The organism is Candidatus Electrothrix sp., from assembly GCF_052785085.1.
This window is the reverse complement of the sequence record NZ_JALAAI010000058.1, coordinates 1-22,867: the sequence shown is the minus strand read 5'-3', so window position 1 is coordinate 22,867 and position 22,867 is coordinate 1. Positions and strand designations below refer to the sequence as shown.

General features: G+C 44.3%; 22 protein-coding genes. 9 read left to right on the top strand and 13 right to left on the bottom strand.

What is annotated here, in order from left to right:
- The 6 genes from L2082_RS10730 to L2082_RS10705 all read right to left on the bottom strand — a co-directional run.
- Nucleotides 1–285 (bottom strand): hypothetical protein (locus tag L2082_RS10730; RefSeq protein ID WP_446009770.1); only part of this gene is annotated, 285 nt, incomplete at its 3' end.
- Entirely contained in the window at nt 285–689 is a 405-nt protein-coding gene (locus tag L2082_RS10725; RefSeq protein WP_446009769.1) for a putative toxin-antitoxin system toxin component, PIN family, read from the bottom strand. The genes L2082_RS10725 and L2082_RS10730, both read right to left, overlap by 1 nt.
- Nucleotides 686–949 (bottom strand): AbrB/MazE/SpoVT family DNA-binding domain-containing protein, encoded by a 264-nt coding sequence (locus L2082_RS10720; protein ID WP_446009768.1) that lies wholly within the window; start codon nt 947–949, stop codon nt 686–688. Before L2082_RS10720 ends, L2082_RS10725 begins: the two co-directional genes overlap by 4 nt.
- 215 nt (nt 950–1,164) lie before the next feature.
- The gene (hpt, locus tag L2082_RS10715) at nt 1,165–1,686 is read right to left on the bottom strand and encodes a hypoxanthine phosphoribosyltransferase (protein ID WP_446009767.1); all 522 of its coding nucleotides are present in this window, start codon (nt 1,684–1,686) and stop codon (nt 1,165–1,167) included.
- Nucleotides 1,687–1,989: 303 nt separating this feature from the next.
- Entirely contained in the window at nt 1,990–3,084 is a 1,095-nt protein-coding gene (locus L2082_RS10710; RefSeq protein WP_446011730.1) for a hypothetical protein, read from the bottom strand.
- A 5-nt stretch (nt 3,085–3,089) separates the two neighbouring features.
- The gene (locus L2082_RS10705; protein WP_446011729.1) at nt 3,090–4,298 is read right to left on the bottom strand and encodes a U32 family peptidase; all 1,209 of its coding nucleotides are present in this window, start codon (nt 4,296–4,298) and stop codon (nt 3,090–3,092) included.
- 311 nt (nt 4,299–4,609) lie between these two features.
- Here L2082_RS10705 and L2082_RS10700 point away from each other — a divergent pair, with 311 nt between their 5' ends.
- A complete protein-coding gene (locus L2082_RS10700) occupies nt 4,610–4,906 on the top strand; it encodes an isoamylase early set domain-containing protein (protein ID WP_446009764.1) in 297 nt (98 codons plus the stop codon).
- Nucleotides 4,907–4,917: 11 nt separating this feature from the next.
- Here the strand turns inward: L2082_RS10700 and L2082_RS10695 are convergent, their stop codons facing one another.
- Entirely contained in the window at nt 4,918–5,283 is a 366-nt protein-coding gene (locus tag L2082_RS10695) for a diacylglycerol kinase (protein ID WP_446009763.1), read from the bottom strand.
- Between the two features lie 258 nt (nt 5,284–5,541).
- On the opposite strand from L2082_RS10695, the gene L2082_RS10690 reads away from it, so the two are divergent.
- From L2082_RS10690 to L2082_RS10660, 7 genes are all read left to right on the top strand, one after another.
- Nucleotides 5,542–5,913 (top strand): helix-turn-helix domain-containing protein, encoded by a 372-nt coding sequence (locus L2082_RS10690; protein WP_446009762.1) that lies wholly within the window; start codon nt 5,542–5,544, stop codon nt 5,911–5,913.
- Between the two features lie 205 nt (nt 5,914–6,118).
- Nucleotides 6,119–7,969 carry a signal peptide peptidase SppA gene (gene sppA / locus L2082_RS10685; protein ID WP_446009761.1) on the top strand — a complete coding sequence of 617 codons (1,851 nt, stop codon included), beginning with the start codon at nt 6,119–6,121 and terminating at the stop codon, nt 7,967–7,969.
- Nucleotides 7,970–7,994: 25 nt separating this feature from the next.
- Entirely contained in the window at nt 7,995–8,969 is a 975-nt protein-coding gene (locus tag L2082_RS10680) for a hypothetical protein (RefSeq protein ID WP_446009760.1), read from the top strand.
- A 316-nt stretch (nt 8,970–9,285) separates the two neighbouring features.
- Nucleotides 9,286–9,771 (top strand): LEA type 2 family protein, encoded by a 486-nt coding sequence (locus L2082_RS10675; protein WP_446011728.1) that lies wholly within the window; start codon nt 9,286–9,288, stop codon nt 9,769–9,771.
- 5 nt (nt 9,772–9,776) lie between these two features.
- Entirely contained in the window at nt 9,777–10,187 is a 411-nt protein-coding gene (locus L2082_RS10670; RefSeq protein ID WP_446009234.1) for a cobalamin B12-binding domain-containing protein, read from the top strand.
- A gap of 20 nt (nt 10,188–10,207) precedes the next feature.
- Entirely contained in the window at nt 10,208–11,146 is a 939-nt protein-coding gene (meaB, locus tag L2082_RS10665; RefSeq protein ID WP_446009235.1) for a methylmalonyl Co-A mutase-associated GTPase MeaB, read from the top strand.
- A 121-nt stretch (nt 11,147–11,267) separates the two neighbouring features.
- The gene (locus tag L2082_RS10660; protein WP_446009236.1) at nt 11,268–12,926 is read left to right on the top strand and encodes an acyl-CoA mutase large subunit family protein; all 1,659 of its coding nucleotides are present in this window, start codon (nt 11,268–11,270) and stop codon (nt 12,924–12,926) included.
- 67 nt (nt 12,927–12,993) lie between these two features.
- Here the strand turns inward: L2082_RS10660 and L2082_RS10655 are convergent, their stop codons facing one another.
- The 3 genes from L2082_RS10655 to L2082_RS10645 form a co-directional block, all read right to left on the bottom strand.
- A complete protein-coding gene (locus L2082_RS10655; protein WP_446009237.1) occupies nt 12,994–14,724 on the bottom strand; it encodes an AAA family ATPase in 1,731 nt (576 codons plus the stop codon).
- A 97-nt stretch (nt 14,725–14,821) separates the two neighbouring features.
- Nucleotides 14,822–14,980 carry a hypothetical protein gene (locus L2082_RS10650; RefSeq protein WP_446009238.1) on the bottom strand — a complete coding sequence of 53 codons (159 nt, stop codon included), beginning with the start codon at nt 14,978–14,980 and terminating at the stop codon, nt 14,822–14,824.
- A 285-nt stretch (nt 14,981–15,265) separates the two neighbouring features.
- Nucleotides 15,266–15,730 carry a DUF7919 family protein gene (locus L2082_RS10645; protein ID WP_446009239.1) on the bottom strand — a complete coding sequence of 155 codons (465 nt, stop codon included), beginning with the start codon at nt 15,728–15,730 and terminating at the stop codon, nt 15,266–15,268.
- 786 nt (nt 15,731–16,516) lie between these two features.
- Between L2082_RS10645 and L2082_RS10640 the strand changes: the two genes are divergently transcribed.
- Nucleotides 16,517–16,732 (top strand): hypothetical protein, encoded by a 216-nt coding sequence (locus L2082_RS10640; protein WP_446011727.1) that lies wholly within the window; start codon nt 16,517–16,519, stop codon nt 16,730–16,732.
- On the opposite strand, the gene L2082_RS10635 is transcribed toward L2082_RS10640, so the two are convergent.
- From L2082_RS10635 to L2082_RS10625, 3 genes are all read right to left on the bottom strand, one after another.
- Nucleotides 16,726–20,922 (bottom strand): hypothetical protein, encoded by a 4,197-nt coding sequence (locus L2082_RS10635; RefSeq protein WP_446011726.1) that lies wholly within the window; start codon nt 20,920–20,922, stop codon nt 16,726–16,728. The genes L2082_RS10640 and L2082_RS10635 overlap by 7 nt on opposite strands.
- A 474-nt stretch (nt 20,923–21,396) precedes the next feature.
- Entirely contained in the window at nt 21,397–21,993 is a 597-nt protein-coding gene (locus L2082_RS10630; protein ID WP_446009242.1) for a hypothetical protein, read from the bottom strand.
- Between the two features lie 7 nt (nt 21,994–22,000).
- Nucleotides 22,001–22,183 (bottom strand): hypothetical protein, encoded by a 183-nt coding sequence (locus L2082_RS10625; RefSeq protein WP_446009243.1) that lies wholly within the window; start codon nt 22,181–22,183, stop codon nt 22,001–22,003.
- Nucleotides 22,184–22,867 lie beyond the last annotated feature (684 nt).

Here is a 22,867-nt window from a genome sequence, read left to right as displayed (position 1 = left end):
TGAAGAGAAAGTTAGCTGGACGGCCAGGAAAATAGTCACATTGCTATAGGGAAGAACGCCTGAGTCTCTCCAGAGAGAGCAAAAATGCTCAACAGGCGTATATCGTTGTCGTGTCCGGGAATTGCTGACAAAAGTATTTGACGTATGACTCTCCAAACTGAAAGATAATCGGGGAAAAGCGCGGATTGTCGAACGAATCCGTTGAATCTGCTTCAGATTTTGTTCCGCAACAGCACCTTGATGCATGTCTGCTTTCAGGCAAGCAATGATAGCTTGTAAATGCATTACTCCAGGTAAGCGTCCACGAACTCTCTCGGCTTCAGAACCTCTATTTTCTTATATCCAGAGATGTTCAGTAAGTGTTTATCCCCACTAACAATCAGCTTGCTTCCGCTGGCAATTGCACACTCAATAAATTTGTTGTCATCAGGATCTTCGCAGATTATCTCTTTGATGCCTTCTGTTCCGACAAATTCTCCAAAGATGGTAAAGAGTTCTAGAATCGGCTCAATGTTAACAGAAGGGTATTTTACCGACAACTCCTTTCCCACGTGTTGATATTCCTCCAGTATTTCTTTGGTGAAGATGATCTGAATTTGAGAATGCTTCCAGGATGTAAGAATCTCTGAAGGTGGGCCACCAAAGAAAATTGCAGAAATGAAAACATTTGTATCCAGAACAATTCTCATTTTTTGCCCCGGACTTTTTTTATCGCATCTGCGATATCAGGCTTCTTTAATCCTGCATTTTCGCCATCCGACCTTGCCTGGGCGATTAAATCGTCAAATTCATCAATGGAAGGCGGTGTGATGCTTTTTAATATGACAACATCTTTATCGCCGACAACGATAAACTGAGCACCGGCGTTCAGGTTGAGAGTTTTACGGATATTCTCAGGGATGACGACCTGCCCTTTGGATGACATTTTTGTGGTGGACACATCTACCATAATTAACCTCCATGAAATTTTCATCTTACATGTAAGATTATGGCGTAAACGTAGTTTTATGGCAAGTTGTATTACTGGGACGAGTTGAAAATCTGCTCAAGCAGCCCGGTAGGTTGGGGTGAGGTACGAACCCCAAAAATCATAAGGCGAGTCAGAACCTGATTAATCAACCTCTGAGAAATCCAGCCCTGAGTCCCCCCGGATTCAGGGCTTTTCTATTCCTCCAAAGCACAAATCTCCGGCAAATTCCGATAAGTTTCTGCGCAATCCAGCCCATACCCCACCAGAAAACCTTTTTCTATCTCAAAGCCGATATAGTCGATATTTACATCAACAGCCCGCCGTTGACTCTTGTTGATCAGTGTACATGTTTTCACAGAGCTTGGTTGATGCTCTGTGGTGAAATATTTCTGAAGCCAGACCATAGTGGTGCCACTGTCCACAATATCTTCCACCAGCAGAATATCCTTGCCGTTCAGATCCCGTTCCGGTGCTTTACTCAGCGTGATTGTTCCACTGCTCTCAGTGGCCTGTCCATAGCTTGCCACCCGGATAAAGTCCACTTCCACAGCCATATCCATAGCTCTGACCAGATCAGCCAGAAAAATAAAGGCACCATTGAGGATACCGATGACAACAGGTTTTTTACCTGCATAATCCTTTGTGAGCTGTTGGCCTAAGCTGTTGACCCGTTCCGTGATCTCCTGCTGCTGAAGAAGCGTTTCTTTGATTTTCACATTGCACCTCAATAAGAATGAATGACATGGATGCAATCCCCAGCCTCTGGAAAAGCGCATGGGGATACCTGCATGATTATCCTTTATATTTTCTTGTCAGAACTTTGCCTGGACAAAATATTATCAAGATAACCGGCAGACGCAGTAAAAGCAAGGCTGGTGAGTGAGAGGTGGGTTCTGTCAGATGCTGAATTGTAGAGACAGACCTGTGTGTCTGCCCGGCAGAAAAGGGCAAACACATAGGTTAGCCCTTACGGCACCTGAAATAATGGATAGGGTGTTTCTCGTTTGATTTTTTAAGCGTTACAGGAGTTCGGCTTCAGCCTGGCCCGCTGTTTCTTTTTGCGCTGGCCGGGCAATAACATTGAAAAGTTCCATGCAGAATCCACAGGATTTACAACGATTATTGCACACTGAAAGCATATTGGCAAAGTCAAAGGAAAGGGCAGAGTTTTCAATATAGAGCTGTTGGCTGAGCCAATTCATCGAATCAAGCAATTCTAAAAGATTACCCTTATAATTACCAGCGATGTAGGTGGAAATTGTTTTTTTGAGGAACTCAACTCCTTGGGCCCGTCCGCTCAGGAGGATAAGATCTGCCTGGGCAAGATAGGAATCAATATCTTCTGGCCGGATAAAGGGAGACTGGAGCAGTTTATAGGGTTTTTTGTCCAGGAGTTGTTTACAGCCAAACTTATCATTGAGATGAGAACTGTTATCATCCCCCTCGTGATTACCCAGAGCGATGTAGGCATCATGGGAATTTCTGTACGGGCAAAAAGGCAGGCAACCCTCGTTGGCCAGGAGTTCGATCCTGATTTCAGGATATCTTTTTTTGCACCACTGCACTGTGTCAGTCAGTTTTTCAAGATTGCGATTGAGTGCGCGGTCTAACGTCAGTTTACCTGGTGAGCGGAAATTTGTTTCCCGTATATAGGCGAGGTGCGAGCTTATCTTGGACTGGGAGTCCAGCATGGTGTTAGTGCCGGGAATGGCTTCCAGTTTTTTGGTCAGCTCAGGCGCTTCATTGGACAGGGATTGGAGCAGGAACTGATCGCAATAGATAATGCCTTTGACAATATCTGCTTCCATACATTGATCAAGGCAGTCAATCAAATGCGCAAGATGTTCGTTATTGGTGAGCAGCTCTGGGCCGTAGAAAATACTGTTAAGCAGGAGATATTTATTCTCCACCTTAACCTCTTTCATCATGCCAATGATCGTGCCCAGATTATCAATGGATTGGGGATCAACCCGATTATCCAGTCGTTTTGACCCCATAAGGCTGTAATGGACCGAATCAATATGGGTAGTATTGGCATTGAGAAATTCTATATACTCATCCTCTGGAAGAAACGGAACATTCAGAAAAGGTGTCATAGTCTTTGTTGATATCATGGTAGTTATGTTGTTTTTTGATCAAACTTCTTGCGCAGAACAGCGTTAATTTCCGGGTTCTCCAAGGCTGGAGAGGTTGTGAGGATAATTCTGTCGCCCGGATTGGCCCGTTCTTTAGGGATCCCATTCTCTGTTGTCATGGCAACTGCTGTGCATATACTTGGTGCAAGATCCCGGCCCAGGTATTCGATCAGATCACCTTGTTGTAAGACATTACGTACTTCAATCAGAAGTGGTGTGTGCTTACGCACGATACCGACCGGACTGTATTGCTGATTTGTTCGTATTGTATCATAAAGCATGGCGTCTGATGAAGGAGAATCATTAAAAAAGTTTTCAGTCTGGCCTCGTGTACCTATCTTGTCTATTTCGTGTCGAAAAGGATCAGGGAGTATGATTTTTTCCAGAGCGGTTCCCTGCTTGATTTGCTGTTGTATAAAGTCCAGGGCTGCTCGGTAGACCCGAACAACTGCTCCCACATAGCCCATAGATTTCATCCTGCCCTCAATCTTGATGGCATCCACTCCAACAGCAACAAGTTCCGGGAGGCGTCCTAATAGGCAGAGATCCTTTGAATTAAAGATATAGGTGCCACGCACGTCTTCCTGAACAGGAAAATAGACACCTGGTCTTTTTTCTTCGACAAGGGCATAGGAATATCGGCATGGGTGGGCGCAACTCCCCTGATTAGCATTGCGTCCGGTCAGGTAGTTGGAGAGCATGCAGCGTCCGGAATAGGAGATGCACAGAGCGCCGTGGACAAAGACTTCCAGTTCTGTTGTACTTTCTTGTTTGATAGTACGAATTTCTTCCAGCCCTAATTCCCGGGCCAGGTTGATTCGCTGTGCTCCCTGCAAACCCCAGAAGCGGGCGCTCTGGCTATTGGTGACATTGGCCTGGGTGGAAAGGTGGATGGGCATGTCAGGAAGGGTTTCCCGGCAAAGCAGGAAAATTCCAGGGTCGGCAATAATAAGGCCATCAGCACCGGTATCACGGAGAGCCTGGAGATGGTCGGTAAATTGCTGTAAATCCCGATCATGGGCAAAGATGTTGACTGTTATATAGAGTTTCACCTTACGCTCATGGGCATAGGTAACAGCTTGTTCTATGCCCTGATGGGTAAAATTACCAGCACCGGCCCGCAGGCTGTAGTTGCTGCCTCCCAGGTAGACGGCATCTGCGCCATAATGGATAGCAGTTATCAATTTTTCCATGTTTCCTGCCGGAGCAAGAAGCTCAGGGATTTTTATGGGGGAGGGTGTGTGTGATATTATTGTTGTCATGAAGTTACACCTGCGCTGTTAAATTGCTGAAAGTAGAGAGTTAGAGAAAAGAAGGCTTCTCTGTTTTTTTTATTGTAAGTGGGGGTGAAATAGGGCATCTTTATATGTTGTTCCCTTGTCCGGGAAAGGTGAGGTGGTTATATTGCGTTGAAAAGGGCAGGGCAAGAGTATTGCGGTTCAATGATTGCCTAAATGTTTAATAGTCAGGAGTTTTTTTATGTTCTGTTACAAGGAGGAGGCAGATGTTGATAAAAAACTATACAAAAACCAGAAAAAAATGCAGGGTGACCTTTAAATACCCTAACAAGGAGCAGGCTGCGTCCGCAGCCCTGGCTGGGGATTTTAATGATTGGTCAACAACCGGCATTCCTATGCGAAAATTAAAAGATGGCAGTTTTTCTGTGACAATATCTTTAGATGCTGGCTGCACATATATTTTTCGCTATGTACTTGATCAGGAGACATGGGTCAATGATTTAGAAGCAGATGAGTATGTGGCCAATGAGCATGGTGAGGATAATTCCGTTGTGATGTTGTAAGGATATTTGTATTATCCACAGAGGATGAGAAGCCATATTATTGCTCCGTTAACCAGCGTGAGCAACACCGCTGCTGAGCCTAAATCTTTTGCCCTGCCTGATAATTCATGATGGTCCGGGCCGATACGGTCCACAACCGCCTCAATGGCTGAATTAAGCAATTCTGTGATCAGAATCAGAAAAAGAGACCCTATTAAAAGCGCTCGTTCCGTGTTGTTATTACTGGCCCATATGGCTATAGGAAGCATGAATGCGATAACAAGCAGTTCTTCGGCAAAAGCGGCTTCGTGGCGGAAAGCTGCTTTCAGCCCTTGTACGGAATAGAAGTATGCCTTAAAGATTCTTTTTAGGCCCATGCGCTTGTGTTTTGTTCCCATAGGGTGATTCCTTTCTTGTGTAAATTTATTTAAAATAAAGGTAATTTATTGTAATATATGGTTGGAGATAGGAAGGACTGGAGTAGTATAGCCGAAATTATAGCCGAAATGGTTAAGATCTGCTATCTGTCTTGACCTATCTGCTTTGACAGGTTTTCCGGAAGGTTCAGGGGAAGGGTAAAAAGAGGTTGTCGAGATGGTTACTATGTGGTATATTTAGAAATCAATTACCATGTTAATTTAACCTCTCAGACGTTTATGACCTCTAGTGAATTTTCTTATTATCGAAAGAAACTCGGCAAAACGCAAAAGTCGCTGGCCGGGCTTCTTGGCGTCTCTATAAAGGCTGTCCAAAGCTATGAACAGGGATGGCGTAGTGTTCCCTTACATATTGAAAGAAAGCTGTATTTTTTACTGGTCAACCGAAGAAGAACCGGCTCCGGGAAAAGAAAGGATTGCTGGACATTGAAAAAATGTGAGTGCAAAAAAGAATGTCCGGCCTGGGAATTCCAGTCTGGACATCTTTGTTGGTTTTTGAATGGCACCTTATGTACCTGTGCTGCTGGTCAGGACGGGAAGGATAAAATGGAAGTGTGTCGTTCCTGTGAAGTACTTACCTCCCAATTATAATTTTTTTTTGCGCGTTCTGTTTTTTTAAAATTTCTTTGAAATATTGTATCACCGGGGGCAATACTTGCCCTCGTCTCCTTTTTGCCCGCCCCTTTCTTCTCTTTGTACCCCTTGCAATAAGCTGAAACATCACATATCCTGTTGCTGTCGTTCAGACTTCCTTTCCTATTATTCATTCTGTAACCTTATTTTTTGAGTATATATTTTGAAAAAAATACTACGATGCATCGGCGCTACTGCCTATTTTGTCTGGAAAGTCCTGATAACAGGAACTGCGCTCATCAGCACAATGTTTTTTCTCGCCAGCTGTGGGATAATTCTTTATCTTGTTACCCAGCAGGATCAGATTGAAATTGAAGACGGTGCAGCCTTGGTTTTGGCACCGCACGGCAGTATCCTGGAAAAATCAACTCTGGATCCGCTGGAGAATTTTTTTCGGTTTTTAGATGGTTCTCTTGAGCAGGAAGAATACCTTCTTCAGGATATTATTGATGGAATTGAGAGAGCTGCTCAAGATGAACGTATTCATCTCCTTGTTCTTGTCCCGGATCAGCTTGAGTATGTTGGCCTGAATCAATTAGAGGATATTGGCAGAGCCATTGACCGGTTTAAGAAGAGTGGCAAGCCTGTTATTAGTTATGCAGACTCTTTCAGTCAGGGGCAATACGCTCTTGCGGCCCATAGTGATGAAATTTATCTTAATCCTATGGGAGGGGTCGATCTGCATGGGTTTGGTATTTTTCAGCTGTATATACGGGATTTGCTTGATAAGTTGAAGGCCAATTTTCATGTTTTCAGGGTAGGGGCCTTTAAGTCTGCTGTGGAACCTTTTCTCCGCAATGATATGTCGCCTGCGGCTAAAGAGGCTAACCAGCAATGGTTGAGCCAACTTTGGCAAGATTTTCGTCAAGACATTGGTCAACAACGGGGGATCTCTGAACAAGATATTGACGGGGTTGTTGAAGACCTGACCAGGCATTTGCGTGCGGCAAAGGGGGATACAGCACAGATGGCCCTGAACCTTGGTTTGATCGACGGGATAAAAACACGAACGGATTTTCGGAATTATCTGATTTCTCTGGTGGGAAGGAATAAAAAGGAAACCGGGTTTAAACGGGCCGGTTTTGCCAACTATCTTGAAGAGTATGCTCCGGTTTACCAGGCCCCGGCAATGAAAGAGCAGAGTGTTGCCCTGATCATTGCTCAGGGGGATATTGTCTACGGTGATGCAGAGCCAGGCCAGATCGGTTCTGCTGGGCTGACCAGGCTTTTGCGCAAAGCGCGCAGAGAGAGAACAGTTGCGGCTGTTGTTCTTCGTATTGACAGCGGTGGTGGCAGTGCCTTTGCTTCTGAGCTGATTCGCCAGGAAATTCTTCAATTGCAAAAAAAAGGCAAGCCGGTCGTTGTTTCTATGGGTTCTATGGCAGCGTCTGGCGGGTACTGGATTGCTGCTGATGCTGATAAAATTTACGCCTCTTCGCGCACCATCACTGGCTCCATTGGTATTTTTGGCCTCTTTCCCACGTTTGAGCAATCATTAGCTGAGATCGGCGTTTATAATGATGGTATTGGAACGACGAAAATGGCAGGTCAAGGGAGTTTTACCAGGGCAATGTCTGAAGATTTTCGGACAGCGATTCAGCTTAATGTGGAGCGGGGCTATCAGCAGTTTCTTGAGATTGTTGCCCATGGGAGAGAACTGGAGCTTGCAGAAGTGGATAAGATTGCTCAGGGCAGGGTTTGGGATGGGGCAACAGCACAGCAACTGGGCCTGGTGGATGAGCTGGGAAGTCTGGAAGATGCCGTTGCCGCTGCTGCGGAACTGGTGGGACTCCCTGCGGATCAAACCTACTATATGGAAGAGGATAAGTATCCGGCAGAGCTTTTACTACAACGCCTGAAAGGAACCGCTGCTGGAAGAGCAAGCAAGGATTTCCTGGCAACCATTGTGCGGCAATGTATGGGAAGCCTTGCTGGTAGTCAGTCCTCTTTTATGCCCACAGGAGATCCCCATAATATCTATGCCCATGCCTTGCTTCCTTTTTCTGTTCAATAGGGAACCTGTGCTCCTGAGCTAAGGAATGATTATTGCTGCTTTGCTTGATACCCTTGCCCTGCTTTGGCAGGAGTTGGGCTACCCTTTGGCGCGCCTTCTCATTTTTATCTCCATCGGCTTGATGGTGGCTGGCTTTATTGAGGCATTGAACTGGACCAGGAAAATGTCTGTTGTGGCAGGGCCCATGATTCGTTTTGGTCATCTGTCCGATGTAACAGGCGCTGCGTTTTCTATGGCATTTTTTTCCGGGGTTGCAGCCAATACCATGCTCTCCGAAGCCTATGATAAGGAACAGCTGAGTAAGAAAGAGTTGTTTCTTGCTAATATGTTTAATAGTCTGCCTGCTTATTTTTTACATCTGCCGACCACGTTTTTTATCACCCTTTCTTTGATAAAAGGAGCAGCCTTTGTCTATATCGGCCTGACCTTGGGGGCAGCCTTGCTTCGTACCTTGGGGATTGCAGTACTCAGTCATTTTCTTTTAGGGCCTGAAAACCTTTCTGAAAAGCAGGGGGCACGCGAAGTGGAAAAGGTGAGCTTTCGTCTGGCTGGTCAACGAACCCTGGCACGTTTTAAAAAACGTATCCACAAGATTATCCGTTTGACCCTGCCTATTTATATTATATTTTTCGGTCTTTCCGAGGCAGGTATGTTCCAGCTGTTAAAAGAGTTTATGGCTGGACACCTTTCTTTTCTCTCCTGGCTCTCGCCCAAGGCAGTCTCTATTATTGCCCTCCAGATGGTGGCTGAATTCAGTGCTGGCCTGGTTGCGGCTGGGGCCTTGCTCCAGGATGGGACAATGAGTTCTCAGGGAATTATTTTAACTCTGCTCATTGGTAATATTCTTTCTTCACCGATTCGGGCAGTGCGTCATCAGTTTCCCTATTATGCGGGTATTTTTAAACCAGGTCTGGCTGTACAATTGATAGCATTTAGCCAGAGTTTGCGTGCGTTTTCTATTGCCTTTGTAACTGTATTGTATTTTTGGATGGTTTGGTGATTCTTTATGAGTATTCTGTTAATATTGATTAACAGACTGTCAGGAGTAAAATTCCTGATAAGGTGATGTATGCATTATTTCATTGAACCACCGACTTTAAAATTGCTGGAAATGTATCTCTTATACCCTTTTACTCCTCCCAGGGGATTGACAATTTTTTAAAATAATCTTACCATAGTTTGTGGTTTTGTTTTTTCTATTCGATTGCTTCTATCCTCTATAAATCTATCCTACTCTCTTGTAATAAATTTTTATGAAACAGCCTAAGTTAATCACTTCTGCTTGTGCGTTTGGATGCCGAAAATTTTTCGGCATCATGTTGCTGCTTTGTATATCTCTGCTCCTTACCGGCTGTCCCACAACCCAATCTCTGCCTTGGAACAGCAAAGAGGATTTGCAGATAGCTCTTTCTGACATTGAGCTGCAGGAAATCAAGGCACTGGAGACTATTTTTCTTTTGAAATTACGAGTTGTTAATCCCAATGATACGGCCATAAAGATCCGCAGCCTGAAATGTGAATTAAAGATTAATGGTGAGCCTTTCGCATCAGGTATCAGTGATGAAAGTCAGACTATTCCGCCTTTTGGCACAATCTCGGTACCGGTTATTGTGTATACATCAAAATTTGCCATTGTCGGCTCTGTGATTGAGATCTTGCAAAAAGATGTACAACAGTACGGTGGTCGACCAGAAGAACCGCTGAACTATGAACTGAACGGCCAGCTCCATCTTGGTGAGGATGGTAAAGAGGTCTTTCCCTATCAGGTGATGGGCAAGATTGTCCTGAATCGCGAAGGATGACGAATATGGAATTATACCGAATCCTTATAGGTAAGCCTGGTCTGGATGGTCATGATCGTGGAGCAAAATTTATTGCCCGGGCCCTGCGGGATGCCGGATTTGAGGTAATTTACACCGGTATTCGGCGAACACCGGATGAAATCGCTGCCTCAGCTGTGCAGGAAGATGTGGCAGCAGTGGGTCTGTCGTCTATGTCCGGGGCCCATGCCCGGCTTTTTCCGGCAGTACTTGAAGCCTTGGACAAGGCCGGGGCCAAAGATATTCCGGTCCTTGGTGGCGGCATTATTCCAGCTGAGGATATTCCCCGCTTAAAAAAAGCTGGTATTAGTTCTGTTTTTACACCAGGCACTCCTGTTGATACGATTATTAACGCATTCAGAGAGGCCTGTTGTCAACACCATCAACAGCGCTGCTGACGTGGTAACCTGGTGACTTGATGCAACCTGCTCAGCTTCTTGAACAACTCCTAGAACGACTTCATCGCGGTGATTCTCGTTCTGTGGCCCGGGCTATATCCTTGGTGGAGGATCAGACAGAGCTGGGGCCAGCTATCATGCAGGGACTGGATCAGCAACGGCTGGATACTGCCTTAACTGTAGGTATTACCGGCCCACCGGGTGCTGGTAAATCCACCCTGACCAGTGCCTTGGTTCATCATCTCCGTGAACAGGGATTGCGGGTGGGCATTATTGCCGTTGACCCTTCTTCATCCCTGACCCAGGGAGCGCTGCTGGGTGACCGGATCCGAATGATGGATCATGCCCTGGATCGCGATGTAGTGGTTCGCTCCATGGCCACCCGTGGCAGGCTTGGTGGGGTCTGTGCTTCAGCCGGGGCTGCCATGCGGATTATGGCTGCTTCGGGCTGTCGGATTATTCTCATTGAAACTGTAGGAATCGGTCAGTCTGAAATGGATATAGCTTCATTGGCTGATATTACGCTGCTGGTGCTGGCCCCTGGTTTTGGTGATGATATCCAGGCCATGAAGGCCGGAATTTTAGAGGTTGTGGATCTGCTGGTGATCAATAAGGCTGATATGCCCGGTTCCCGGAAGCTGCTTCTTGATTTAGGCAGAGAAACTGCAAACTCTGACAGAGTGCTGGAAACTGTGGCTTCGGAGCGGCAAGGCACAGAGACCTTGCTTGAACGTATCCTGGCCTTTGAAACAGAGCTTCGGCAGGAGGAAGAGTTCAAACAACGACGTCAGCGCTCTCTGAATAAGGAAACCGTGGACTGGAGTATAGAGTTGATCAGAGCGAGGTTGACTGACTTAGTGGATAACGAATTCCTGACCGGCTTGGACCAAGATCCCAGGGCAGCGGCAGAACAGGTTTTGAGTGATGTATTGCGGAATTCTTTGACTTTCCAGCGATAATTCGTCAATACTCTGCCGCTGTTTCTGGTTCTCAAACTCCAGCTTTGAACATTGAAGCAAAGCTTCAGAAAAAATGAATCCCAATCCAGAGCTTGGGAAGCAGATCATCTGGTAAAAAAATATGAGCAAACAAGACCCGGCCCTGCAAGAATGGCAGGACAACGAATTAGCACGCACCCTGGCCCGTTTTCCTGAACGCAAAGAAGCATTCACCTGCCATGGCGGTCGTCCTGTTGAACGGCTTGCCCTTCCCAAAGAGATTGATGAAGCGTATCAGGATAAGCTGGGATTTCCAGGCCGCTATCCCTATACACGCGGGGTCCAGCCCACCATGTACCGGGGCCGCCTCTGGACCATGCGTCAATATGCGGGTTTTTCCACAGCAGCTGCTTCTAATGAGCGTTATCGCTATCTCCTGGACCAAGGTCAGACTGGCCTGTCTGTAGCCTTTGATCTGCCCACTCAGATTGGGTATGACTCTGATGATCCCATGGCATTAGGCGAGGTCGGCAAGGTCGGGGTTGCCATTGATACGCTGGCAGATATGGAAATTCTGTTTGATCAGATTCCGCTGGATAAAATATCCACTTCCATGACCATTAATTCTCCAGCAATGGTGTTGCTGGCCATGTATATCGTGGTTGCGGAGAAACAGGGAGTCAAGGCAGAGCAGATCATGGGCACGATCCAAAACGATCTGCTCAAGGAATACGTGGCCCGTGGTACGTATATTTTTCCACCCAGGGCCTCTCTGCGCCTGATCACCAATATTTTCCAGTGGTGCTCGGCCAATGCGCCCAGGTTCAATACGATTTCCATTTCCGGTTATCATATCCGGGAGGCTGGTTCCACAGCGACCCAGGAAGTGGCTTTCACTCTGGCGAATGGCCTGACCTATGTGCAGACCGCCCTGGATGCCGGGCTTGACCTGGATGTTTTTGCCCCTCGTTTGGCTTTTTTCTTTAATGCCTCCTCCAATCTGCTGGAAGAGGCTGCTAAATTCCGCGCCGCCCGCAGGCTGTGGGCGCGACTCATGAAAGAACGGTTTCAGGCAGAAAAACCTTCGACCATGATGCTTCGTTTTCACACCCAAACCGCTGGCAATACCCTGACGGCCCAGCAGGTGGATAATAATATTGTCCGGGTCACTATACAGGCCTTGGCCGCAGTACTGGGCGGCACCCAGTCCCTGCATACGAACTCTCGGGATGAAGCCCTGTCCCTGCCTACGGAAGATTCCGTGCGCACGGCCCTGCGTACCCAGCAGATCATTGCCCACGAATCCGGGGTGGCAGACACGGTGGACCCGCTGGCTGGCTCCTGGTACATTGAAGAACTCACTGATGCCATAGAGCAAGAGGCCCTGGACCTGATCAATCAGGTGGATGAGTTTGGCGGAGTTGTGGCCTGCATTGAAAATGGTTTTATTGCCGGGCAGATTGAAGATGCGGCCTATCAGTACCAGCAGCAGATTGAATCCGGTGAGCGGGTGATTGTTGGAGTCAATGAATTTCAGGTGGATGAGGATGTTGAGGTGCCGGTCATGCGGCTTGATCCGGCTGTGGAGGATGAACAGGTGCGCCAGTTAAAGCAGGTTAAGGCGGAGCGTGACCAGGAGGCAGTACGGCAATGCCTTGCTGACCTGGAGAACGCTGCCCGTTCGGATTCAGCGAACCTGATGAAGCCGGTTTTGGCGGCTGTACGGGCTTATTGCTCGCTGGGTGAAATCTGCGGTGTGTTGCGAGGGGTGTTTGGGGAATATCGGGGCAGGGCTTGGTGAATTGAGCTGGTTTACACGTTGCCGGGAACTCCTTTGGGAACTCTTATATCCCGCCTCTGCGTACGTGCTAAAGAATTTTCAGTTGATAATCTTTATTCCCCCGGAAACAAAGGGCCACAGCCCGAAAGCCGCTGTAGTCGCCAGTGCGATACCGTAGAACCTGATTTTCAGCCTCTTTTAATTTTGCGTTGAATTCCGTATCTGTGGCAGGCTTTGGTACTCTTTTGATTTCAATGAGATCTTGTAATTCCACCAGTTCATCAGGGAGGGTGCGGTGGTTGATATAGAGATCCACTGTTCCTTTGGGAAGGTTGAATTCCGGGAAGACATCATAGAGGTCATTGGGCAAAAAGGAGTAGAGGATATGAAAAAAGAGTCCTCGGTAAAAACTCTCATTCACGTCCTTGAAAAAGTCGCCGGGAAATTTCTGAATAATTGCTGCAAAAAAGCTTTGGACAAAATCCTCCATATTGCCGGTTTCCATAAATTCAATCACCATGCGGTCATAGCCGGCACCTTCCACAGAAAAATCCATAATCTCTTCAAAATAGGAGAGGATCATCTCATAAGTAACCAGGTTGGGCACGACAAATTCACTGTATCGTTTTCCATGGGTTAACAGGCCAAGATAATACAGACAATCAGGGATAAAGCGTCCGCTTTTATAATCCTTCATGTTAAACTGGCGGCCAATATGGATATTAAATTTATAGCCTTTGGTGTCGGTTATCTCTTTGATAACAGCATCCCGGCTGGTGGTATTTTTACCAAAGATGTAGGCCACCTGATTATATTGTACCCGAATATTCTGATCTGCCGGGAGGCGGGGATAGCGGTTGGATTGTATAATGGTTCTCAGGCAGGACAGCACCATCATAGGATTGTAAACAGGTTCTGCCTCTTTGCTGAAATGATAGCCATTATAGTATCGTTTTAAAAAACTTTTCACCTCTTTTGCCGGAAGATCAATCCGGGGATTATTCTGGTAGATCTCTTGCAATAATCCAGAGAGTTCATCTTCGGTAAGCCCCAGCATATTAATGAATGCCTCTTCATGGGAGATCCACTGGGCAATGTTGAAGCCGCTGTTCATATCAGAGATGGTAATGGGCAGGATGCCAGTGATAAAGACCCTGGCCAGGCCGTACGTTGTACATCCCTTTATGGTTTCAAAGAAAGAACGAAAAAATCCTCCTTTGCGGGTGATATTCAGGTACTCGTTGTCTTCATCCCTGGCATGGATATAGTTGATGGCCATGGCGTTGGTGAGGGCATCATACTCGTCTATGACAAGATAGACTTTGCCTCCTTTTTGCTGAACACGTTGGACCGCGCTTTTCAGAGCTTCTCCGGCATTTTCCCGGAATTCTTTTTTAAAGTCCGTTATAAAAGCTTCATCAATGTTAAGTTCTTCGCTGTAGGTTTTTAAAAAATTTGCGATATATCCGACAATGGTCAGGGTAAAGTTTCTGTGGATATAGCCCTTGTCATCTTCCAAATAGTCACTCATTCCAGAAAAATCCATTTTTAAAAAGTAAAAACTATTTTTCAAGGGGGTGGGATTTTGGCCGATATAGAGCTGTCCGAACAGAGAGTCAAACAGGTGGGCGGCCCGGATATCGTAATACCAGCGGAGCATTTCCGTGAACAAGGACTTGCCAAAGCGTCTGGGACGGAGAAAGACCGGGGTCTTTACCTGTTCCAGGATGGGGATATAATGGGTCTTATCAACATAGTAGTAATTTTCTTCAATGATATCCCGGAAATTTGCCAGGCCATAGGGGATGAGTTTTTGCATGCGATCTTTGCTGTTGATTATTGAGATGTTAAGGAATGAGGTTAACTCGTACCCCATCGTGATAAAATGGCAAACAGGAAAGAATTTGGTTTTTCCCTTAATCCTCTAATACGTTGTGGGGTGTTTTGGGAGTATCTTTTCTACCCTCTTTCACACCTTCTTCTTTCCATTCTTTTGTCCATTTCACAACTCTTTCCGCCAACATTGCTTTCACCTCCTGCAAATCGTTTACTTCCGGTATCTCCGCCTCAGGCATCAAGTTCGCTCTCACTGTAGTCGCCTTCATAGAGGAGCAGGTAGGAAAGATGCGGGACTGTACCGCCTCAACCCGCCCGGTATTTCCTCAATCAGCTCATTAATTTCCGTTGCGGCGTTCCAGCGTCTGCCGCTGTTCTACAGAACCACGGGAAGCACAGGCGGGAGTTTGTCCGCTGAAGTCAACTGACCGGTTCTGATAAGACCCTGGTACAGAAGTCCGAGTTATGCCTTCTGTGATACATGTTTATTTGGCTGGAACAGCTGGTTATACGGCTCCTTCCATTCAGTCCTTGAACTTCCTCAAGAGTACCTTGTGTTCTTCCGACCCTGGAGAAGGGCCTTTTAGAACCGCCTCAATGAATTCATCCGGTGGTTTATACTGATGTTCTACCACGTAATGGTAGATGAGTGTAGGTGCAGCATAGATGACAGACTTGCCGATCACACAAATTTCACCGTCTCCTATACCAAGCCAATGCGTCTTCTCTCCATATCGTGATTGACCCTCGTTGTACCACTGTTCGCGGGATATATCGCTACACAATTCGCAGACATGAAACCCACGAGCAATATTAACCACATATTCATCCAAGCAGAACTGGAACAGTTTATCCCTGAACTCTGGAGAAGTTTCTTCTTGAGGAAACGGTTCAGTGTCGTTGAGCCAACCAACATTGAGAAATGTTAACTCAGATGGTACATACCTTGCGAAGTATTCGTAAGGAGTCAAGTCTTTGTAGTAAGTCATTGTTGTCTCAATTCTCTTAGAGGTTTGTATGTCTTTTTATAGACTTTACCTTAGCCGCAGGGCGGGAGAACGCTTTCTAACCTGAATTTTGACGGTGTGCGGCCTATTTTAAGGAAAGCAAAATCAGACAATTCGGGCTGCTGCTTTCGGCCTGTCAACTTTTCACAGCATTCTGTTCTTCTCAACTACCTGGATGCGAGGCTTTTTTTAAACGTCCTTTAACGTGAATGAACTGTACGCCATAGCTCTTTATAATAAGTCAGTCCGACAGAAAAAGAATGTTACCTTATGTGAGCGAGGGGGGCAAGATGTGAATAACAGGGAGGGAAAAGAAAAAAACTGAAGATGACGAGGATTACCTGTTGATGCCTCGGCAAGGGGCAGCTTTGAGGTGAGACCTTCGTGGGCCAGGTAACCTGCCGCGGCTCTGATATCACGGTTCGGTTTGGTTGTAAGAGAGCTTGGGGCGATGGGTGAGATCTGCGGTGTGTTGCCTGGGGTGTTTGAAATTTATTGCATTGTTTAAACATGACTTTATTCTAAACAAATCTGCTAAAAAAATTGACTTTATCTGTTGTTGGACTTATAATCATTTTGTTGAATTATTGTTGTTCAGGTGTGAAGTTCTATTTCCTTTTGGGAGAGGATGGAACTTTTTTTGATGAATGTTATATTAACCTGTGCTCCTGAACTATTATGAATAAGATTAATACAGTATTTACACCTAATATAATGTACCAAAACATATATAATATAATAAATGAATTACGTAACGAGATGAAGGGAATGCGTCAGGAGTTACGGGAAACGGAAGGAAGACTCGGATCAAGAATTCTTGAAACAGAAGGCAGGCTCGGGTCGAGAATGCGTGAGCTGGAAGCCAACGTCCGCGACATCTCGTCCATCAAAGGTGCTGTCCAGCGCATGAACGTAGGCTTTCAGGAAATCCCCTATGAACTGAATGGACGTGCTGCTGTTGAGGAAATTAAGGATTATTATTGACAGGATTCCTCCTTTTCTTCTCCAAATTGCGGTGGTCTTTTAGTGACCGTGATTTCAACGCGGTCTATATAGGGAGGAGTATCATTATCATTAGGCTCAAGCAGTTCGTTAGGCTCAAGTAGTTCGGTCAGTTGATCTCGGAAAGTTTTATCTTCAGATGTGTTGAGATACCATTTGCCTCTATTTATTGAGTCGTTTTGGTCTTCATTGATCTTGATAAAATCAGGAGGAAAAAGACGTAGCGTCATATCCATCCTTCCAGGAGTGATTTCCGTCATTACTATTAAGTACTTATCAGTCCGCTGAGTCCCACCATCTGTTGCTTTTATTCTTTCAAATAATCCATTCCTAAACTCTTCCAAACTGTAGTCAAGGAACTGATCTTCAAAAAAGCGGATTTTGCATTCTATGTTGAACTTGCTATCTTGATTTGTAATAATGTCCTTTGCTACATAATCCAGCACAATTGCATCAAAGATAATTTCTGTTCGCTCCACCATAAAGTCCTGAAAGAGCCAATACGCCGAGTCAAGAACATCGCTGATTCGGCAGAGCACTTGTTTATCTTGAGAAACATTTTCCTCGTATTTCTCGCATAAAAGAATAAGAAAATCAACACTGCCATCAAGGAGCAGGATTAAATCCTTTTTTTTGTCCAGCTTGTTTCCTGTTAATTGTTTTTCAGGGTCGATACATATTTTTTTTCTGTCTTTTTTTTGAACAGAAGCCAATAATCGAGCAAGGAAAGGCATCCGTAAAGCGCGACGTTTTAAAATAACGGAGACGGCACCGACCAGGCCAAGGCCTTCTTTACTCTCTCGGTTAATGTGTTCTTTGCATTTCTCTTCTATATTCAAATGCAGATCTATTCGGATGCCAAATTCTCTACGGGTCAGTAGCGATGTGAATTGATATGGAGAGCTTTTGTCGAAATAGGGCAACGTGCAGCGGCAGAGCGGGCGTGTCCGGGTAAAACTGAGTGCGTCATATCGACCCAGAACATTGCAGTACTGCGTCTTGTGGAGAGGGTATATCTTGCAATCATTATTACCATTCTCCTCTTTGTTATTTTTTTTGTTTTCTGTAGACCAATACGTATCACCTTTGAGCATTTGTACGGGCGTAAGTTTCCTGCGGTCGGTAAAGGCATCATATTCACTCTTAGACTGCATTGCATAATATCCGCCTATTGCATACCTGTTGACAAGAATCATTCTGAAGCATCTAATTTTATCATCCTTTCCGCTTGTGTCATTTTCATTGTTATTTTCAAATATTTGATGTAAATAGCATTCATTTTTCACTTTATGGAGCGATGTTATTGCGTTGATTATTTCACCTGTTATTGAATTATTATTGTCTTTTTCATAAAATTTAAGATAGTTAATAACTGAAAGAAACATTTTATAGTTTTTATGATCTTCGATATTTTTTATTGTACCGTTATTATTTTTAATCTTGGCAGCAATTTTGTTACGAATTAATTCTATGAATTCTAGAGCATCTCTCATAGAATTATTTGCTTCTGTTCTATTTGCTTCTGTTCTATTTGCTTCTGTTCTATTTTCTTCATCTAGAATTTTATTAATGTTCTGTTTCCAAGGAATCCAGAAGAAAAAATATTTTATAAGAAATTTCTTGTCTTCATCTGATTTTTTTCTTTCTATTATTTTCTTGATGGCATCAAATACCTTGTCTGTCTTCTCAATTTCATTTATAATGGTATTAAGCATCTTGCATGCTTCCTTGTCTTCACTTAAACTTTCCTTTTCTATTATTTTTCTTCTTATGGTATCAAGTGCATTGTCTATTTCCTTGCTTTCACAAGAGTTTTCTTTTTTTATTATTTCTTTTATTATTTCATTGATGGTATCTTCTATTATGCCCCTAAGGGCATCATGCGTTCTGAGCAAATGACGAACATGTACCAGCCGGTCAAGCGGATCCTCAGCATTCACCATATGGAATTCCAGTGCCAGGCTATACAGTTCCCTGCCCTGGGCATTATCTTCCGTGAGTACCTCCAATGTCTTTTTTTCAGGGGCATCTTTGTACCAATCAAGCCAATTTTCTGCATCATTGTACCTATTAAGTTCATGTTCTTTTTCTTGCGTTATTTTTTGCAGAATGCTTTCATCATAACCGAACAAATCAATTGTTCTGGTCATTGCGCAAGTCCACGGTATATCGTACAGGTACCCATGCAGATTTGCTCCTTCCCAAGAGTTGTTGTCTTGGTAGCCCCGGTGTCCGCTGTATGCAGAAAAGATGATTTCATCTTTATTGGTATACGAGAAGGGTTCGTTAATGAGGTAAGCTTTGTCGAATTCTTTTTTAATATTGGTATTATTTTGTTGTAAACCTGTCATTGCTTCAGATTTATTGACTATAACTTTTTTTAATGCTTTACCATCTTTGATTTTCAACCCGATCTGAATTTCTTTCAGGGCATTTCGGATTTTTTTTGGAAAACGAAGGGTTGAATCTGTAAATGGCTCCTTCTGGTTATCTTGGGTCTTTTTTTCAGTCGCACGAGAGCGTTCTGCCCTCCACTTCCGTACCTGTTTTACAGCCGGAGAAATTTCAATTTCATCACAAAGGCGTTCAAACAAGGCGTTCCAGAGTTCTCCTTTCCTGTCTTCCCGCTGCAGGGTAATATGGTCAAAAAAGACCAGAAGATTGTCAAGCAGACTGTCTGTCCCTTCCAGCAGAATGATATCAAGCCCTGATGGCTGCCAATGATGTATCCGTTTTAACCAGAAAATAACCAGCTTGAGTCGCAGCCACCAGTCTCTTCGCATGGTCATGGGGTGTCCCCCGGTTCCTTTAAGGGAATAAATCATATCCAAATCAACAAGATTGGCATTCTCAATTTCTGACTCAAAATTTCCGTACAGAAGATGTTTATACAGGTCTATACCGATGCTTTCCAGCAGCAGGGCATAGAGGTAGCTGAACCCTTTGACAGAAGCGGCCAGGAAATCACATGATATTTCCCGGAGCAGGGCGTGTGGTTTATGTACAGGGCTTAACTTTCCGATTTCCAGAATCCGGTGATAATGGTTCAGAACCCGAAGCAAAGAGCGTTGCAAGTCAACAAAATCGGCATTTGAATGTTGCAGGAATATGTCTGATAGATTATCAAAATGTTGCTGAAGAACAAGATGGGCTGTCTCATGACCTATAATCGGTTGCAGGTCCATGCGTTCAGGCATCCAGTAGCTTGTTGTTATATGGTGAAGGTCACAGGGTGTTTTTGTTGTATGTGGGCTCCGGCCAATCGCGTCTTCCTGAACTTGATGTTCCGCAGTGAAATGGTGTTTCCAGCTGTGTAGAATTATTGGTTTTTCGTGGATGAAGTCTTCCTCTGATTTTTTTTGTTTCTTGTCTTTCTTGTCTTCTTGAGGTGTTGAGATACCGAGACGCTCAATCAGATCAACAGTTTCTTTATGAATCCGGTACACCCGGTCATCAAGAAAGTCCATGTATATGCCGATCTCCCGTCGTCGATCTGTGCTGGGCATGGGGAATTCTTTTACTCCTATGTCCAGCACTTTGCTGAACAGGGATTGATACTCCATGATTCTTTCCAGGTACTGGTTGCACCGGGCATGAATTGCACTTCGTAGTATAATAAAACGGGCCAGGGCGCCCTTATCCATGTTTGGTTTGTCTTTTTTTCCTGCAACAATACCTGCGCGGGTGAGCGCAAAACGGCAAAGCTTGAATTTGTCACGCACAATGATTTTTTTGAGAAGCTGTGTACCGCGAAGGTTGGCATAATGCCTTTTGTAGCTTATTCTCCATTCAGTTTTATTCCATAAGTGGTACACCAGATTATTGAGGTTAACCTGGATAAGGATTGGTTTTATTTCTTTAAAGATTTTTTCCGTTGCCTCTTTATGATGATTTTCTTGTAACTCTTTTAATTCTTTTGGAAGAGTCTCAAGAAGGTCTGATGCCCTTTCTTTGATATTATCAATTTTTTCTTTTGAAAAACCGAGGATAGAAGCTTTGGTAGAAGCTTTCTCGGGTATTAATTCATTTAGTTCTTTTAGAATGCGCCCTATATTTACTAGATTCCTTCGAAGGAGAATCGGTATTATGCTATTAAATTCATCTCGTGCTACTTTTTGCTCTTCTTGGACGTTTGATCGTATTCCTGATATTATTTTTTTTATGGCATCCAACTCTTGTTGCTCAAAATCAAGGAATAATTTTTTCTTTTCTTTTTTGGATCGTTTTATCTCCGATAAAAAAACGTCCAAGCTTCCCAAGGCATTTTCTTTTATTTCCTTGATATCATTATATGGTTCAAGATGAGCTTTCTGATGAACAAGATAGCTGGCTTTTTTTCTGAAACCTTCGTTAAATTCAACAAGACTGTCCGGTGTTGGAAAATGGAGAATATTTTCATCAATAACAGCATCTTCATCTTCGACAGTATATTTTTGAAAAAAGCGGTCCCAGTCATTCCCCCATAAAAAATCCTCTTCAAAACGTAACGGCGCATTAAACCCAGGTTCCCGCATGGAATAGATGATATTTTTTTGCAGATGGCGGAGTTCCAGCAAAATCATATCAAGGCGTTCTATGGTGTCAGCAAGGAGCAGGTAGCTTATTTTGTAAATTTTTGTATCTTCTTTGTATTCCAGCATATCTTTTTACTCTGGGTTAGCGTTTTTAATTTCACAGGACAGAGAGTAATGTGAAGTTGTTTCCCTGTATTGAAGGTTCTTTTTTGAGGGATCATCGGCCTGCATAATGAGATTGACAAGTGCCAGGTAGACACCGAGAGTTAACAATCCGACAGCACTGAGGAGTTTTGGGAGATACTGCATCGTACTTTGATTGATTCGCATCTTTCTTTTGATAATTTCCTCAAATTTCGGAGGGGCGAGGAGAAAAAGATCATTATCATACTTAAAATGAGGACCGTTCATAAACCGAAATTGAGCCAGAAGAGACAGGATCGTTACAGCGGCCCAGCATATTATCGGAACGACAAAATGGAGCATGGTGCTGTCCTCAGGTCGTGTTCCAGTGATGAAAATATAGAGAAGCTGAAAGAAAAGCCAGAGGTAGGACACCCAGATGTGGGCGAAATAATATGTTGCAAAGGAAATTAAAGAATAGAGCGAAGGCTTTTCATGTCTGCGGGTTCTGGCAATGAATGATGCTATTCCTGTTCGGAGCAGTGCTTCCTGAAGACTCCTTTCCGGGCTGTAGTAAACAGGACGTTTAAAGTAAGAGGTGTTCAATGACGGTTTACAGCAGAAACATCTCTGCAATGTAGCGGTAAGCCTGTGCCAAGGATTTTTTTTCCCTGAATCCACAGCCGGGTAGAGCTTTCGGTATTTTTTGTAATGTTTCTGAGAGCAAAAGGTAATCTTTGACGGAATATTCTGGAAGTATTTCTTCTGGTTCGGTGTTTGCGGCCATTCTTTCCATAAATCATCCAGGATCGGTATGCGGGAACAGTAATATATCAAGTGATAGGCTGTTATAAAGAAAATTGCTGCTTTGGCTAATGAATAAGGAAGTTTTTCGCATGGCAGGGAAAACCCCAAGAATATCCCCGGAAGAAGAACTGTGAAAAGAAAAAATATGATCCAATAGATGAATAAGTTGTCAGGATACAGAAACAGGGCATATTTATGCTGGTTCTGCATATTACTTTGTTTGTTTTTCTTCTTGTCGTTCTTTTTTTCGTCCCCCTGATTTTTATCCAGTTGTTCATCAAATCCCGGAGGAGAGAAAATATTGTATCCCCCTCCTTCTGATTTTTCTGCTTTCCAGCGACCCAGGAAATTACTGTGGCGTGGGGCGACCCAAAGTTGAAATGGATAGGGACGTTTGATACAACATCGAAGAATATAAAATACTTTTTTGAGTCTCTTTATAATTAACCATAACGGGGGGATTGATTTTATGAGATCTGACATGCATAATATTACACAAATAAAAGATAAGTTAAGCAAGAACGGTAGGAAAAGCAAGCAGGCTAACCCAAGTTCGTAGGATTTGTGCTCAAAACACGAAAAAAAGTCCTTTTTGGGGCCTTGCTCCTCTTTCAAATATCTGTAATTACTCATCACAGATTTTCGGATTCTTAATGTAGTGCCAGAGAGTGCG

What these genes read in the sequence shown, in the direction of transcription:
- L2082_RS10725 (WP_446009769.1), bottom strand. Translation starts at nt 689, where the DNA reads ATGAGAATTGTTCTGGATACAAATGTTTTCATTTCTGCAATTTTCTTT.
- L2082_RS10720 (WP_446009768.1), bottom strand. Translation starts at nt 949, where the DNA reads ATGGTAGATGTGTCCACCACAAAAATGTCATCCAAAGGGCAGGTCGTC.
- L2082_RS10710 (WP_446011730.1), bottom strand. Translation starts at nt 3,084, where the DNA reads ATGATATCAACAAAGACTATGACACCTTTTCTGAATGTTCCGTTTCTT.
- L2082_RS10705 (WP_446011729.1), bottom strand. Translation starts at nt 4,298, where the DNA reads ATGGAAAAATTGATAACTGCTATCCATTATGGCGCAGATGCCGTCTAC.
- L2082_RS10700 (WP_446009764.1), top strand. Translation starts at nt 4,610, where the DNA reads ATGTTGATAAAAAACTATACAAAAACCAGAAAAAAATGCAGGGTGACC.
- L2082_RS10695 (WP_446009763.1), bottom strand. Translation starts at nt 5,283, where the DNA reads ATGGGAACAAAACACAAGCGCATGGGCCTAAAAAGAATCTTTAAGGCA.
- L2082_RS10690 (WP_446009762.1), top strand. Translation starts at nt 5,542, where the DNA reads ATGACCTCTAGTGAATTTTCTTATTATCGAAAGAAACTCGGCAAAACG.
- L2082_RS10680 (WP_446009760.1), top strand. Translation starts at nt 7,995, where the DNA reads ATGATTATTGCTGCTTTGCTTGATACCCTTGCCCTGCTTTGGCAGGAG.
- L2082_RS10675 (WP_446011728.1), top strand. Translation starts at nt 9,286, where the DNA reads ATGTTGCTGCTTTGTATATCTCTGCTCCTTACCGGCTGTCCCACAACC.
- L2082_RS10670 (WP_446009234.1), top strand. Translation starts at nt 9,777, where the DNA reads ATGGAATTATACCGAATCCTTATAGGTAAGCCTGGTCTGGATGGTCAT.
- meaB (WP_446009235.1), top strand. Translation starts at nt 10,208, where the DNA reads ATGCAACCTGCTCAGCTTCTTGAACAACTCCTAGAACGACTTCATCGC.
- L2082_RS10660 (WP_446009236.1), top strand. Translation starts at nt 11,268, where the DNA reads ATGAGCAAACAAGACCCGGCCCTGCAAGAATGGCAGGACAACGAATTA.
- L2082_RS10655 (WP_446009237.1), bottom strand. Translation starts at nt 14,724, where the DNA reads ATGCAAAAACTCATCCCCTATGGCCTGGCAAATTTCCGGGATATCATT.
- L2082_RS10650 (WP_446009238.1), bottom strand. Translation starts at nt 14,980, where the DNA reads ATGCCTGAGGCGGAGATACCGGAAGTAAACGATTTGCAGGAGGTGAAA.
- L2082_RS10645 (WP_446009239.1), bottom strand. Translation starts at nt 15,730, where the DNA reads ATGACTTACTACAAAGACTTGACTCCTTACGAATACTTCGCAAGGTAT.
- L2082_RS10640 (WP_446011727.1), top strand. Translation starts at nt 16,517, where the DNA reads ATGCGTCAGGAGTTACGGGAAACGGAAGGAAGACTCGGATCAAGAATT.
- L2082_RS10625 (WP_446009243.1), bottom strand. Translation starts at nt 22,183, where the DNA reads ATGGAAAGAATGGCCGCAAACACCGAACCAGAAGAAATACTTCCAGAA.